A 14421-nucleotide genomic window follows, 5' to 3' on the forward strand; every position below is an offset into this window, starting at 1 on the left:
GATGCTCACAGGCATGCCCGCAGGGTCGGGGCGGAGGTCCTGGACCTCGGTCCCGACCCTCCGGGCACAACGGCTCACCGTGGGTGCTCAGCCGGAGACGCTCGCGCGGCCGTTCTCGATGTGACCCATGAGCCGGCGGCGGAATCCACCGGGCGCGGTCACCTCGATGTCGTACCAGCCGTGCGCGTCGGCGGCCGAGTGCACGACGGTACGGGTCTTCCCGGGCTTCACGGTGACGGTGCGGGTCCAGTCCTCGATGTCGTGATCGTCGACGTACCCGAGCGGCCGCACGGTGAAGGAGACGGACGCCGAGCCCGTGTTCCGTACGGTGAGGTGCAGGTCACGGTCGTGATGATCGATCCGGGAGGCGAGCGCGGCGCCGCCGGTCGCGGGTCCCTCGAACTCGCGGCGGAAGCCGTTGGGGCCGGTGATCGTGAAGCGGTAATGATCACCCGGAACGGGGACGGTCCACTCCCCCGTCCCCCTGACGTCCTTGTGCTGCGGGACGGCGAACTCACCCGCGTACGGGTAGAGCGCGAAGTGCGCGCTCGCCTTCCCCTTGTTGCTGAGCGCCACGCGCACGGAGCCGGACGCGGAGGCCTCCGAGGTCACGGCGGCGTCCGGCTGGTACGGGAGCGGGCGGGCGCGGCGGGCGCCGGGCTCCTGGACGGGCATCCGCTGCACGGCCGGGGGCTGTGGCCGCCAGCGGCCGCTGAAGGGCGGGATCGGGCCCGGCTGGTCGACATCGGGCTGCCGGCGGCCCCGCTGGAAGTCGAAGGCGGAGGTGAGGTCGCCGGTGACGGCCCGGCGCCAGGGGGTGATGTTGGGCTCCCGGATGCCCGTGAGCTTCTCCAGGAAACGGATCACCGAGGTGTGGTCGAAGGTCTCGGAGCAGACGTAGCCGCCGACCGACCAGGGGGAGACGACGAGCAGCGGGACGCGGATGCCGAGGCCGGTGGGCAGGCCCTTCCAGCGCTCGTCCGTGTTCTCGGCCGGCGGGACCGGCGGCGGCACGTGGTCGAAGAAGCCGTCGTTCTCGTCGTAGTTGATCAGGACGACGGTGTGGCGCCAGACGTCCGGGTGCGCGCCGAGGGCGTCGAGCACCTTGTAGACGAGGGTCGCGGAGGCGATCGGCGAGGAGGAGCCGGGGTGCTCGGAGTCGATCGCGGACGGCACGAGGTAGGAGACCTCGGGGAGGGTGCCGGCGGCGACGTCGGCGCGGAAGGCGTCGGCGAGGGTGCCGCTCTCGACACGGCGCAGTCCGCGCTCGAAGAGGGAGCGCTCGGCCTCGGTGAGGGTCGCCACGCCCTCCTCCAGGAGGCCGAGGAGGCGGGTGCGCTCGGCGGCGTCGTCGGTGTCGCGGACGGCGGCGTAGAAGGACTCCATGAAGGTGTGCCCGCCGGTTCCGGCGAGCGCCTTGCGGGCGATCTTCTTGAAGCTGGTGAAGAACTCGATGTTGTTGTCGGTGAAGTTCTCCCACTCGGTGTACGTCTTCCAGCTGCGCCCGGCGGCTTCGAGCCGCTCGGCGTAGGTGGGCCAGCCGTAGCCGGGGTGGGTGCCCTCGGCGTACGCGGCGTTGGTGACGGCGCGGCTGCCGTCGGCCTCGAAGCCGGTCCAGCCGGACCAGAGGTGGTTGCGGTTGGGGCTCGTCGACGTGTGGATGGACGAGTGGTAGGCGTCGCAGATGGTGAAGGTGTCGGCGAGCTCGTAGTGCAGGGGGATGTCCCGCCGGTCGTAGTACGCCATGGTCGCGGCGGTCTTGGCCGAGACCCACCCGTCCATCCAGCCGTCGCGCCAGGCCTTCCCGCCGCCGCCCCAGGAGTGGTCGAGGTCCCCGATGTACTGGAGGTTCTTCTGCTGTGTCTCGGCGGCGCCGCGGATCGGGAAGGGCAGCACGGTCCGGCCGAGCGCGGCGGGCTGCTCGAACACGGGCTTGCCGGAGGGCAGCTCGACGGCGTTGCGGTCGGAGAAGCCGCGGACGCCGCGGAGGGTGCCGAAGTAGTGATCGAAGGAACGGTTCTCCTGCATCAGGATCACCACGTGCCGAACCGCCGACATCCCGCCGGCCGGCGGCTCCGCGGCCATCGCGGCCTGCAACGACGGCGGCAGCAACGAACCGGCTGCGGCAACACCGAGGGCGCCTCCGCCCAGTGCGAGGAGCCTTCTGCGGGACATCTCGGATGACAAGACCGACCTCCAGTCGACGACCAATGGTTCGCCATCGAGCCATTGGGTGGTACGCCGGGGACGGTAGTGAGACGGGATGACGGAAAGAAGACCCGACGGGGACGCGGTGGTGAACGTCCAAGAGAACGTGACAGGAGTCCAAGTGACCTCCCCCACCGCTCCTGCCCCCTCCGCGTTGACCGCGGACCCATCGGAACGGCAAGCTGACTCTCTGTCAATCACTGTGCCCTGGGGGAAATTTGAGCAGCATGGCACACCACATCGGGCCCGACTCCGCACCTGACCGGTACCGGCTGCTGCGGTCCATCGGGCGGGGCGGCGAGGCCGTGCTCTATCTCGCCGAGATCGAGCTGGCCGGTGGTACCGAGCCCGTCGTCGTGAAGGTCCTCGACGCGAAGACCACCATCACGCCCGAGGTCTTCGAGCGGGTCAGCCAGAAGTGGAACGAGCAGGCGGAACTGCTGCGCTTCGTCCACCGGCCCGGTGTCGTCGGCGTACGGGAGCACTTCCAGGGGCCGCCGATCCACCGGTCCGGCGAGTCCGGGACGATCACCGGCCGGGCCCTGGCCCTCGTCATGAACCATGTCGACGGCCTCGACCTGCGCGACTGGCGGGCCGAACGGACCCTGGCCACGGCCGCCGAGCGGCGCGAGGTGATGCGGACGCTCGAGCAGCTCGCCGACGTCCTCGACTGGCTGCACTCCGGCAAGGCCACCCCGTCCGGGCGGACCGTCGTCCACGGCGACCTGTCCCCGGGCAACGTCATGGTCGACGAGCACGGGCAGGCGACCCTCGTCGACTTCGGCCTGAGCAAACTGACCGCCGACCACCAGACGGCCGAGGTGTGGTTCACCCCCGGCTACGCGGCCCCCGAGATCTTCGAGGGCAAGCGCACTCCGGGCACGGACCGCTACGCCTTCGGCGCCATCGCGTACTTCCTCCTCAGCGGCCAGTCCCCGCCGACCGCCCCCGAGCAGCTGGCGGCCGCGCTCGGCACGCTGCCGCAGGTCGCGGGCCTTCCCGCCGAGCAGCGGGACCGGGTGCTGAGCATCGCCGCGGCCGCCCCGGGCCGGCGGCCGCTGTCCCTGTCGGCCTGGGTGAAGGACGTGCGGCACGGGGTGGTGTCGACGACGACCTCCCGCCCGGCGACCGTCGCGGACGCGGTCCCGGCCGCGCCGCCCCAGAAGCCGTCGACGCCGCCCCTGCCGGTGACACCCCCGCCGCCCGCGGCCACGCCGGTGGCGGCCGCGCCGGTGGCGGCACCGCAGCCGGTCGCCCCGCAGCCCGTGTCGGCCGCGCAGCCCGCCGCACCGCAGCCCTCCACGGAGCCGCCCACCGTCGCCACGCCCGGCCTCGGGCCGCCGACGGCTCCCCCGGCGTCCCTGGCGGCGGAGACGGCACCTCCCCGCGCACCCGAACCGCGCCGCCGCCGCAAGGCCCCGCTCATCGGGGCCGTGGCCGGGATCCTGGTGGTCGCCGTCCTCGCGGTGATCGGCGTCCAACTGCTCGGCGACAAGGAGGACAAGGGCACCGAGGGCAAGGGCGGCACGCCCTCCGCCACCGTCACCACGGAGCCGACGGCCGACCCCGCCACCGAGGCCCCGACCGAGGAGCCCACCGCGGAGCCGGCGACCGACGAGCCGACCGACACGGCGACGACAGACCCGGCGGAGTCGGCGAGTCCGACCGACGACCCCGGGACCGTGCCGGACGCGCCCACCGCCGATCTGACCACCCTCGCCTCCGTCAGCGAACCCGACAGGTTCTCCGTCGGCACCGCGAAGATCGACACCAAGGAGTACGGAGCCGCCCTCATCGGCGACTGCTACAACGGCGCGTACGTCGAGTACGACCTCAACCGCGAGTGGTCGTGGTTCGACTTCACCGCCGGCATCGACGACGGATCGAACATCGAGACCGCCCGCGTCATCGTCTCCGTGGACGACCAGCCGGCCCTCTTCAACGAGACCGTCGACCTGGGCAAGCCGATCAAGAAGACGCTGAAGATCGAAGGGGCGCTGCGGCTGCGTCTCAAGGTCGAGGAGACCTGCACCGACGAGGGCAGCGGAGTGATCGCGGCCCCGATTCTGCGCCGCTGACCGCATACCCCGCCCATGTGAACGGCCCCGCACCGGAACTCCGGTGCGGGGCCGTTCACATGTCCGTACGAGAAGGGGATCAGCCCTCGCTGACGCCCAGCTTCTCCAGGATCAGGTCCTTCACGCGCGCCGCGTCCGCCTGGCCGCGGGTGGCCTTCATGACCGCGCCGACCAGGGCGCCGACCGCCGCGACCTTGCCGCCGCGGATCTTGTCGGCGATGGCCGCGTTGGCCGCGATGGCCTCCTCGACCGCCGTGCCGAGCGCGCCCTCGTCGGAGACGACCTTCAGACCGCGCTTCTCGACGACCTGGTCCGGGGTGCCCTCGCCGGCGAGGACGCCCTCGATGACCTGACGGGCCAGCTTGTCGTTCAGATCGCCGGCGGCGACCAGGGCCGAGACCCGGGCCACGTCCGCCGGGGTGATCGCCAGCTCCTCTAGCGACACGCCCTGCTCGTTGGCGCTTCGGGCGAGCTCGCCCATCCACCACTTGCGGGCCGAGGCCGCGTCCGCGCCCGCCTCGATCGTCGCGACGATCGCGTCGACCGCGCCGGCGTTGAGGATGGACTGCATGTCGTGCTCCGACACACCCCACTCCTCGCGCAGCCGGTTGCGGCGCACCCGGGGCAGCTCGGGCAGCGTGCCCCGCAGCTCCTCCACCCAGGCACGGGCCGGGGCGACGGGGACGAGGTCGGGCTCCGGGAAGTACCGGTAGTCCTCGGCGTTGTCCTTGATGCGGCCGGACGTGGTGGAGCCGTCTTCCTCGTGGAAGTGACGGGTCTCCTGCACGATCGTGCCGCCGGAGGACAGCACCGCGGCGTGGCGCTGGATCTCGAAGCGGGCAGCACGCTCCACCGAACGGAGCGAGTTGACGTTCTTCGTCTCCGAGCGGGTGCCGAAGGTCTTGGTGCCGTGGGGGCGCAGCGACAGGTTCACGTCGCAGCGCATCTGGCCCTTGTCCATGCGCGCCTCGGACACGTCGAGCGCGCGGATCAGCTCGCGCAGCTCGGCGACGTACGCCTTGGCGACCTCGGGGGCCCGCTCGCCCGCGCCCTCGATCGGCTTGGTGACGATCTCGATGAGCGGGATGCCGGCCCGGTTGTAGTCGAGCAGCGAGTGGGACGCGCCGTGGATACGGCCGGTGGCGCCGCCGACGTGCAGCGACTTGCCGGTGTCCTCCTCCATGTGGGCGCGCTCGATCTCCACGCGGAAGACCTCGCCGTCCTCCAGCTGGACGTCCAGGTAGCCGTTGAAGGCGATCGGCTCGTCGTACTGGGAGGTCTGGAAGTTCTTCGGCATGTCCGGATAGAAGTAGTTCTTCCGGGCGAAGCGGCACCACTCGGCGATCTCGCAGTGCAGCGCGAGACCGATCTTGATGGCGGACTCGACGCCGATCGCGTTGACGACGGGCAGCGAGCCCGGCAGACCGAGGCAGGTCGGGCAGGTCTGCGAGTTCGGCTCGGCGCCCAGCTCGGTCGAGCAGCCGCAGAACATCTTCGTCTTGGTGCCGAGCTCGACATGGACCTCCAGGCCCATGACGGGGTCGTACTCGGCGAGCGCCGCTTCGTACGACAGCAGTTCAGTGACAGTCACGGTGAGACTTTCCCTCTCAGCCCAGCAGGACGTCGTCGTCGCCCAGGCGCTTGAGCTCCCGGTAGAGGATCGCCAGGCCGGTAACGATGGCGGCGGCGGACACGGCGGAGTCGATCAGCCGCAGCATGTCGTTGTCGTTGCGGGCCAGCTTGGCCTGCTTCGCGACGCTGATGGCACCGAACGCGGTGGTCGCCAGCGAGACGTAGACGCCGGTCTTCGACTTCTTGAAGTTCTTGGCCTTCTTTGCCATGGCACTCACAGCGACGGAGCCTCCTCAAGCAGCGGGTGCCCCCACTTTTCCACGAAGGCGGCCTCGACGGCGGCGCCGACCTTGTAGAGCCGGTCGTCCTTCATGGCGGGAGCGATGATCTGCAGGCCGACCGGCAGACCGTCCTCGGGCGCCAGGCCGCAGGGCAGCGACATGGCGGCGTTGCCGGCCAGGTTGGTCGGGATGGTGCACAGGTCCGCGAGGTACATCGCCATCGGGTCGTCGGCGCGCTCGCCGATCGGGAAGGCGGTGGTGGGGGTCGTCGGGGAGACGATCACGTCCACCTCCTCGAAGGCCTTCTCGAACTCGCGGGTGATCAGGGTCCGGACCTTCTGGGCCGAGCCGTAGTACGCGTCGTAGTAGCCGGAGCTCAGCGCGTACGTACCGAGGATGATGCGGCGCTTGACCTCGTCGCCGAAGCCGGCCTCACGGGTGAGGGCGGTGACGTCCTCGGCGGACCGCGTGCCGTCGTCGCCGACCCGCAGGCCGTAGCGCATGGCGTCGAAGCGGGCCAGGTTGGAGGAGCACTCCGAAGGCGCGATCAGGTAGTAGGCCGAAAGGGCGAGGTCGAAGGTCGGGCAGTCCAGCTCGACGATCTCGGCGCCCAGCGACTTCAGCAGCTCGACGGACTCGTCGAAGCGCTGCACGACACCGGCCTGGTAGCCCTCGCCGCGGAACTGCTTGACGACACCGACGCGCATGCCGGCGACCGAGCCGTTGCGGGCGGCCTCGACGACCGGCGGGACCGGGGCGTCGATGGAGGTCGAGTCGAGCGGGTCGTGCCCGGCGATCGCCTCGTGCAGGAGGGCCGCGTCCAGGACCGTACGGGCGCAGGGGCCGCCCTGGTCGAGGGAGGACGAGAACGCCACCATGCCGTAGCGGGAGACGCCGCCGTAGGTCGGCTTGACGCCGACGGTGCCGGTGACGGCGGCGGGCTGGCGGATCGAGCCGCCGGTGTCCGTGCCGATGGCGAGGGGCGCCTCGTACGCGGCGAGGGCGGCGGACGAGCCACCGCCGGAGCCGCCGGGGATCCGGGTCAGGTCCCAGGGGTTGCCGGTCGGACCGTACGCGCTGTTCTCGGTGGAGGACCCCATGGCGAACTCGTCCATGTTGGTCTTGCCGAGGATGACGACGTCGGCGGCCTTCAGGTTCTTGACCAGGGTCGCGTCGTACGGCGGGATCCAGCCCTCGAGCATCTTCGAGCCCACGGTCGTCGGCATGCCGGCGGTGGTGAAGATGTCCTTGAGGGCGAGCGGCACACCGGCGAGCGGGCCGAGCTTCTCGCCGCGGGCGCGCTTCTCGTCGACGGCACGGGCCTGGGCGAGCGCGCCCTCACGGTCGACGTGCAGGAAGGCGTGGACCTTCTCGTCGACGGCCTCGATGCGGGCGAGGTGCGCCTCGGTGACCTCGACGGCGGTCAGCTCGCCGGCGGCGATCTTCCCGGCGATCTTGGCCGCGGTGAGCTTGATGATGTTGTCCGTCATGACTGTTAGTCCTCCCCCAGGATCTGCGGCACCTTGAAACGCTGCTGCTCCTGGGCCGGGGCGCCGGAGAGCGCCTGCTCGGGGGTGAGCGACGGACGGACCTCGTCCGCGCGCATGACATTGGTCAGCGGCAGCGGGTGGGAGGTCGGCGGTACGTCTTGGTCGGCGACCTCGGAGACGCGGGCGACCGCGCCGATGATGTCGTCGAGCTGGCCGGCGAAGTGATCGAGTTCTTCGCCCTTCAGCTCCAGACGCGCCAGCCGTGCGAGGTGGGCGACCTCCTCGCGCGTGATGCCAGGCATGCGGATCCTCACGGGGTGAGCTTGATGGTGTGGGCCCATCCTATGGGGCCGGTGCCGCTGCCCGTGAAACGGTTTGCCCGGGGTCGTCTCCCCGGGTGGACGCGGCCTACTGAACGACCTGGCCGGAAGGGTGGTCCACGTCGAGTTCGGCGGCGATGTCGGCGGGTCGGCGCCAGCCGTGCTCGCCGCGGGCGAGCAGCCATGCGGTGGCCTCGCCGGGCGGCATCGCGGCGGCCACGAGCCAGCCCTGGACGGCGTCGCAGCCCAGGTCGCGCAGGCGCTCCCAGGTCTCGTCGTCCTCGACGCCCTCGGCGACGACGAGGAGGCCGAGGGAGTGGGCGAGGTCGACGGTGCAGCGGACGATCTCGGCGTCCTCGGTGTCGACGGCGAGCCGGGCCACGAACGAGCGGTCGATCTTCAGTTCGCTGACGGGGAGCCGGCGCAGATGGACGAGGGAGGAGTAGCCGGTGCCGAAGTCGTCGAGGGACATCTTGACGCCGTGGCCGGTGAGGCCGTTGAGGGTGTCGGCGGCGCGCTGGGGGTCCTCCAGGAGGACGTGCTCCGTTATCTCCAGCTGGAGCGCGCCGGCCGGGACGCCGTGGCGGGCGAGCCGGGCGGCGACGGCGCCGGCGAAGCCGGGGGTGTGCACGTCGCGCGGCGAGACGTTGACGGCCACCGGGACGTCGAGTCCCTGGGCGCGCCAGCGGGCGACCTGGGCGAGGGCGGTCTCCAGGACGTACTCGGTGAGGTGGGGCATCAGACCGGAGGACTCGGCGATGGCGATGAACTCGTCCGGCGGGACCTTGCCGCGCTCGGGGTGGACCCAGCGGACGAGGGCTTCGAGTCCGGCGACCTGGCCGTCGAAGCGGACCTTGGGCTGGTAGTGGAGTTCGACCTCGCCGGCGTCGAGTGCGCGGCGCAGGTCGCCGAGGAGGCCGAGCCGGTCGGGGGTGTTGGAGTCGCGCTTGGACTCGTAGACCTCGACGCCGGTGCGGTCGCGCTTGGCCTGGTACATGGCGACGTCGGCGCGGCGCAGCAGGCCCTCGGCGTCGAGGGCGTGGTCGGGGAAGACGGCGACGCCCGCGCTGGCCTCCAGGACGAGGGTGAGGCCGTCGAGGTCGAGCGGGGAGGAGAGTTCGGCGACGAGGTGCCGGGCGACCCGCTGGGCGCTGGTGGTGGAGTCGGCGGTGGGCAGCAGGACGGCGAACTCGTCGCCGCCGAGCCGGGCGGCCTCGGCGCCGCGGGGCAGGGCGAGGCGGAGCCGGTCGGCGATCTGGAGGAGCAGCCGGTCGCCCGCGAGGTGTCCGAGGGTGTCGTTGACCGATCGGAAGCGGTCGAGGTCGATCAGGACGAGGGCGGCGCGGGCCCCTTCGCCCTCGGCCTCCTCCAGGGCGGTCCACGCCCGTTCGAGGAGCCACTGGCGGTTGGGGAGCCCGGTCAGCGGGTCCCGCAGCTGTTCCTCGGCTCGGGCGCGGGCGATCCACAGGGTGGAGTCGAGGGCGATGAGGGGGACGGCGAAGAGCGGCAGCAGGACGGGCCGGGTGGCGGCGACGACGCAGATCAGCGGGGTGATGCCGAGCAGGGCCACGGCGACCAGGCCCTGTCTCAGGAGCGCGGTGCGGGCGACGGTGGGCAGTCCGCGGCTCTGCGGGGCGAGCGTGTACCACAGGAGAAGCCGGGTCGCCACGAGGTAGGTGGCGGCGGCGAGGACGACTTCCGGGAGGTCCCCGATCGTCCAGTCGAGGGGCTGCCAGGGCCGTTCGACGGTGGGGACGTCGCCGAAGAGGGCGAGGACGAGGGCGGCGGCGCCGACCCCGAGGACGTCGGCGGCGCCGTGCAGCAGGCCCTGGCGCCAGCGGTGTCGGCGGGCGGCGCCGACCAGGGTGACGACGGTCATCGAGACGAGTCCGGCCGGCACCCAGCCGTAGAGCAGGAGGACGGCGAGGGTGAGGGCGGCGCCCGAACCGGTGCCGCCCCACCAGCGATCGCGGCCGAGCGCGACCAGATGGCCGACGATGAGGCCGGTGAGGACCGCGAGGGACCAGCCGGTGACCCCGCCGGGGAAGAGGCCGCTGCCGGCGCTCAGGCCCTGTTGGAGCCCGACGACGAGTACGACGGCGGCGATGCCCACCACGGCTGCGGGCAGCCGGGAGGTGAAACCCAGGGACACCACACGGCCGTACGGCCGTGGGACCGGGGCGGCGCTCTCGGTCGGTTCCATTCCCGTCCCTCTCACAGGCGGCGGTGCCGTCGGTGTGCGATGGGCCGCGGTCAGGCGGCCGTCCGTCGTCCGGCCGTCCGTCGTGCGACCGCCGTCGGGCGGTCGCACGTCGTGCCACGGGGCCGTTGTCCTGACGCCACGACCGGCAGAGCCCTCGCGCGGTTGTGCAGGACTGGGCGCACGGTCACCAGACTAGGCCGCCGAGGGCGTCGACGGGCAGCGCTCTCCCTCTCTTGCCCGAATGCGACCAGGCCACCCGTAACGATCTGGTATGCGCCGAACGGGTGACCGTCGCACGGTCGTCGGATGGGTACGGGCGGGCCGCGGGTGACTACTCCGCGACGGGCACCGCGGCCTCCCGAGCGGCGTCGGGCCCTTGTTCGAGCAGGATCTGGAAGCCGTCCTCGTCCAGAACCGGAACCTTCAGCTGCATCGCCTTGTCGTACTTCGAACCAGGGTTTTCACCGACCACGACGAAGGCGGTCTTCTTCGAAACGGAACCGGTCACCTTCGCACCGAGGCTCTGGAGGGACTCTTTTGCGCCATCCCTGGTGAACTTCTCCAGGGTGCCGGTCACCACGACCGTGAGGCCCTCCAGCGGACGCGGGCCGACATCCTCCCCGGCGCCCTCGTCCTCCAGAGTGACCCCGGCCGCACGCCACTTGCGCACGATCTCGCGGTGCCACTCCTCGGAGAACCACTGCTTCACCGCGGTCGCGATGATCCCGCCGACCCCGTCGACGGCCGCCAGCTCCTCCTCGCTCGCCTGCTCGATCCGCTCCAGCGAGCGGAACTCACGGGCCAGCGCCTCGGCCGCCACCGGCCCCACGTGCCGGATGGAGAGGCCGTTGATGAAGCGGGCCAGCGGGCGCGTCCTCGCGGCCGCGATGTTCTCCAGCATCGCCAGGGCGTTCTTCTTCGGCTCGCCCTTCTGGTTGGCGAAGACCGTGACGATCTTCTCCTCGCCGGTCTTCGGGTCCCGCCGGGGCAGACCGCTGTCCGGGTCGAGGACGTACGCCTTGATCGGCAGCAGCTGCTCGATGGTGAGGTCGAAGAGGTCGCCCTCGTCCACCAGCGGGGGCTCGGCCGGCTCCAGGGGGCGGGTGAGCGCCGCCGCGGCCACCGCGCCGAAGTTCTCGATGTCCAGGCACTGGCGCCCGGCGAGGAAGAAGAGGCGCTCGCGCAGCTGCGCCGGGCAGGTCCGGGCGTTCGGGCAGCGGAGGTCGATGTCGCCCTCCTTCATCGGCTTCAGCGGCGTCCCGCACTCGGGGCACTCGGCGGGCATCACGAACTCCCGCTCGCTGCCGTCCCGCAGGTCGGCGACCGGCCCGAGGATCTCCGGGATGACGTCGCCGGCCTTGCGCAGCACGACGGTGTCGCCGATCAGCACGCCCTTGGCCTTGACCACCTCCTGGTTGTGGAGGGTGGCGAACTCGACCTCGGAGCCGGCCACGGTCACCGGCTCCACCTGCGCGTACGGAGTCACGCGGCCGGTCCTGCCGACGCCGACCTTGATGTCGATCAGCTTGGTGTTGACCTCCTCCGGCGCGTACTTCCAGGCGATGGCCCAGCGCGGGGCGCGCGCGGTGGAGCCGAGCCGGCCCTGGAGCGGGATCTCGTCGAGCTTGACGACCACGCCGTCGATCTCGTGCTCCACGGAGTGACGGTTCTCCCCGAAGTACGCGATGAACTCCCGCACCTCGCCGAGCGAGCCGACCACCTTGTTGTGCCGGGCGGTGGGCAGGCCCCACTCGCGCAGCAGCTCGTACGCGTGGGAGAGGCAGTCGATGTCGAAGCCCTCGCGGGCGCCGATGCCGTGGACGACCATGTGGAGCGGCCGGGAGGCGGTGACCTTGGGGTCCTTCTGGCGGAGCGAACCCGCCGCCGCGTTCCTCGGGTTGGCGAAGGGCTTGTCGCCGGCCTCCACCAGGCGGGCGTTGAGCCCCTGGAAGGCCTCCATCGGGAAGTAGACCTCGCCGCGGATCTCCACGAAGTCCGGGATCCGGTCCCCGTGCAGCCGCTCCGGGATGTCGGCGATCGTCCGGACGTTGGGCGTGATGTCCTCGCCGGTGCGTCCGTCGCCGCGGGTGGCGGCCCGGGTCAGCCGCCCGTGCTCGTACGTCAGGTTGACCGCGAGGCCGTCGACCTTGAGCTCGCACAGGTAGTGGAAGTCGGGGGTGCCGACGTCCCGGGCGACCCGCTCGGCCCAGGTGGCCAGCTCCTCGTCGTCGAAGGCGTTGTCGAGGGAGAGCATCCGCTCGCGGTGCTCGACGGAGGTGAACTCGGTCTCGTACTGCCCCGCGACCTTCTGCGTCGGCGAGTCCGGCGTCCGCAGCTCCGGGTACTCCTCCTCCAGCGCCTCCAGGGCGCGCAGGAGCTTGTCGAAGTCGCCGTCGCTGATGACCGGCTGGTCCTTCACGTAGTACCGGAAGCGGTGCTCCTCGACCCGCTCGGCCAGATCGGCGTGCTTCTCCCGTGCCTCGGCGGGCAGGGCCCCCTGTTCGACTGCCACCTTCGTCCGTCCTCCCGTGCCTCGAAACCCGGTCACTCTGGGTTGTCCGCGAGCGATCTCGCCGCCCGGGCGCAGTGGGCGAGCGCCGCGCGGGCGTAGGCGGGCGAAGCGCCCGCGAGCCCGCACGTGGGAGTGATGACCACGGACTCCGCGAGAGTCCCCGGATTCAGCCCCAGCCTGCGCCACAGCGTCCTGACACCCATGACGCTACCGCCCGGGTCGGACAATGGGCCGTCGGCGGACGCCACCACACCGGCGAAGAGCTTGGTACCGGCCTCCACGGCCTCGCCGATCGTGTCCTCGTCACGCTCGGTGAGCAGGGAGAAGTCGAACGAGACGCCCGAGACACCGGCCCGCCGGAGGAGCGCGAACGGGACGTCGGGGGCGCAGGAGTGGACGACCACCGGCCCGTCGTGGACGGCGATCACCTCGCGCAGCGCGCTCTCCACGACCTGCCGGTCGACGGCCCGGTAGGTGCGGTAGCCGCTGGCGGTGCGGACGTGTCCGCGCAGGACGGCGGTGAGCGAGGGCTCGTCGAGCTGGAGGACGACCTGGGCGCCCGGGATCCGCTTGCGCAGGTCCGCGAGGTGCTCGTGGAGGCCCTCGGCGAGCGAGCCGACGAGGTCGCGGCAGGCGCCGGCGTCGCCGAGGGCGGCCTCGCCGCCGCGCAGCTCCAGGGCCGCGGCGAGCGTCCAGGGGCCCACGGCCTGCACCTTGAGCGGCCCCTCGTACCCCTGGGTGAACTCCTCCAGGGCGTCCAGGTCCTCGCCCATCCAGGACCGGGCGCGCCTGGTGTCGCGGCCGGGCCGGTCGCTGATCCGCCAGCCGCTCGGCTCGACGTGCGCGTAGAGGTCGACGAGCATCCCGATGGTCCGGCCGATCATGTCGGCGCCGGGACCGCGGGCGGGCAGCTCCGCGAGGAACGGGAAGTCCTCGAAGGACCCGGTGACGGTCTTCGCGGTCTCCCGGGCGTCGCCGCCCGGCATGGAGCCGACGCCGGTGGCGGGCCCCCAGAGCACGCGGTCGTCCTCAGCCTGCGTCTCGCTCATGTCTAGCGTCCCGGACGAACGGTGAGGTCGTTGATCTCGGCGTCGCGCGGCAGGTCGACGGCGGTGAGGATCGCCGTCGCGACCGACTCGGGGTCGATCCACCTCGACGGGTCGTACTCCTTGCCCTCCTGGGAGTGGACCTTGGCCTGCATGGGGCTCGCGGTACGGCCCGGGTAGACCGAGGTCACCCGCACGCCGTTGCCGTGCTCCTCGTGGCGCAGGGAGTCGGCGAGGGCCTTGAGGCCGTGCTTGGAGGCGGCGTACGCGCCCCACTCGGCGTGCGCGGCGAGCCCGGCGCCCGAGTTCACGAAGACGACGTGGCCCTGGGAGACCCGCAGCTGCGGCAGGAGGTGCCGGGTCAGCTCGGCCGGAGCGACGAGGTTGACATTGAGCTGGTGGTGCCAGGTCTTGGGGGTGAGGTCCCCGATCGGCCCGAGGTCGACGACGCCGGCGATGTGCAGCAGGCTGTCCACCCGCTCCGGCATGGTCTGGTGCGAGAACGCCCAGGAGAGCCGGTCCGGGTCGGCGAGGTCCCCGACGAGCGTCCGGGCTCCGGGGAACTGCGCGGCGAGCTCCTTGGCCCGCCCCGCGTCGCGCGCGTGGAGCACGAGGTCGTCCCCGCGCGCGTGGAGGCGGCGCGCGACGGCCGCGCCGATGCCGGAACCGGCTCCGGTGATCACATGTGTAGCCATGGGCACCATGCTCGCA

General features: G+C 71.8%; 10 protein-coding genes. 1 reads left to right on the forward strand and 9 read right to left on the reverse strand.

All coding sequences use genetic code 11. The annotated features are described in order from the left end of the window. Positions 1-87 precede the first annotated feature (87 nt). Positions 88-2187: a phosphocholine-specific phospholipase C gene (locus tag IF00_RS0121285; RefSeq protein ID WP_030320334.1), complete on the reverse strand. Its 2100-nt coding sequence runs from the start codon at positions 2185-2187 to the stop codon at positions 88-90. A 248-nt stretch (positions 2188-2435) separates the two neighbouring features. On the opposite strand from IF00_RS0121285, the gene IF00_RS0121290 reads away from it, so the two are divergent. After that, positions 2436-4286, forward strand: a complete 1851-nt coding sequence (locus tag IF00_RS0121290) for a protein kinase domain-containing protein (RefSeq protein WP_051820538.1) — start codon at positions 2436-2438, stop codon at positions 4284-4286. Between the two features lie 79 nt (positions 4287-4365). On the opposite strand, the gene gatB is transcribed toward IF00_RS0121290, so the two are convergent. From gatB to IF00_RS0121330, 8 genes are all read right to left on the reverse strand, one after another. After that, positions 4366-5877: an Asp-tRNA(Asn)/Glu-tRNA(Gln) amidotransferase subunit GatB gene (gatB, locus tag IF00_RS0121295; protein ID WP_030320336.1), complete on the reverse strand. Its 1512-nt coding sequence runs from the start codon at positions 5875-5877 to the stop codon at positions 4366-4368. A 16-nt stretch (positions 5878-5893) separates the two neighbouring features. Continuing rightward, positions 5894-6127, reverse strand: a complete 234-nt coding sequence (locus tag IF00_RS0121300; RefSeq protein WP_030320338.1) for a hypothetical protein — start codon at positions 6125-6127, stop codon at positions 5894-5896. 5 nt (positions 6128-6132) lie between these two features. Further along, a complete protein-coding gene (gene gatA / locus IF00_RS0121305; RefSeq protein WP_030320340.1) occupies positions 6133-7629 on the reverse strand; it encodes an Asp-tRNA(Asn)/Glu-tRNA(Gln) amidotransferase subunit GatA in 1497 nt (498 codons plus the stop codon). Positions 7630-7634: 5 nt separating this feature from the next. Next, the gene (gatC, locus tag IF00_RS0121310) at positions 7635-7931 is read right to left on the reverse strand and encodes an Asp-tRNA(Asn)/Glu-tRNA(Gln) amidotransferase subunit GatC (protein ID WP_015036350.1); all 297 of its coding nucleotides are present in this window, start codon (positions 7929-7931) and stop codon (positions 7635-7637) included. Positions 7932-8037: 106 nt separating this feature from the next. Beyond that, the gene (locus IF00_RS0121315; RefSeq protein WP_030320342.1) at positions 8038-10152 is read right to left on the reverse strand and encodes a putative bifunctional diguanylate cyclase/phosphodiesterase; all 2115 of its coding nucleotides are present in this window, start codon (positions 10150-10152) and stop codon (positions 8038-8040) included. 331 nt (positions 10153-10483) lie between these two features. Next, complete coding sequence (gene ligA / locus IF00_RS0121320; protein WP_030320344.1) at positions 10484-12664, reverse strand: NAD-dependent DNA ligase LigA; 2181 nt, start codon at positions 12662-12664, stop codon at positions 10484-10486. Between the two features lie 32 nt (positions 12665-12696). Then, on the reverse strand, positions 12697-13713 hold the full coding sequence (locus tag IF00_RS0121325) for a methionine synthase (protein ID WP_030320345.1): 1017 nt from the start codon (positions 13711-13713) through the stop codon (positions 12697-12699). A gap of 2 nt (positions 13714-13715) precedes the next feature. Then, the gene (locus IF00_RS0121330) at positions 13716-14414 is read right to left on the reverse strand and encodes an SDR family oxidoreductase (protein WP_037638762.1); all 699 of its coding nucleotides are present in this window, start codon (positions 14412-14414) and stop codon (positions 13716-13718) included. Positions 14415-14421: the final 7 nt, after the last annotated feature.

Source organism: Streptomyces flavochromogenes (assembly GCF_000717595.1).
Classification (GTDB): domain Bacteria; phylum Actinomycetota; class Actinomycetes; order Streptomycetales; family Streptomycetaceae; genus Streptomyces; species Streptomyces flavochromogenes.

What these genes read in the sequence shown, in the direction of transcription:
- IF00_RS0121330 (WP_037638762.1), bottom strand. Translation starts at nt 14,414, where the DNA reads ATGGTGCCCATGGCTACACATGTGATCACCGGAGCCGGTTCCGGCATC.
- gatC (WP_015036350.1), bottom strand. Translation starts at nt 7,931, where the DNA reads ATGCCTGGCATCACGCGCGAGGAGGTCGCCCACCTCGCACGGCTGGCG.
- IF00_RS0121325 (WP_030320345.1), bottom strand. Translation starts at nt 13,713, where the DNA reads ATGAGCGAGACGCAGGCTGAGGACGACCGCGTGCTCTGGGGGCCCGCC.
- gatA (WP_030320340.1), bottom strand. Translation starts at nt 7,629, where the DNA reads ATGACGGACAACATCATCAAGCTCACCGCGGCCAAGATCGCCGGGAAG.
- IF00_RS0121300 (WP_030320338.1), bottom strand. Translation starts at nt 6,127, where the DNA reads ATGGCAAAGAAGGCCAAGAACTTCAAGAAGTCGAAGACCGGCGTCTAC.
- IF00_RS0121290 (WP_051820538.1), top strand. Translation starts at nt 2,436, where the DNA reads ATGGCACACCACATCGGGCCCGACTCCGCACCTGACCGGTACCGGCTG.
- IF00_RS0121315 (WP_030320342.1), bottom strand. Translation starts at nt 10,152, where the DNA reads ATGGAACCGACCGAGAGCGCCGCCCCGGTCCCACGGCCGTACGGCCGT.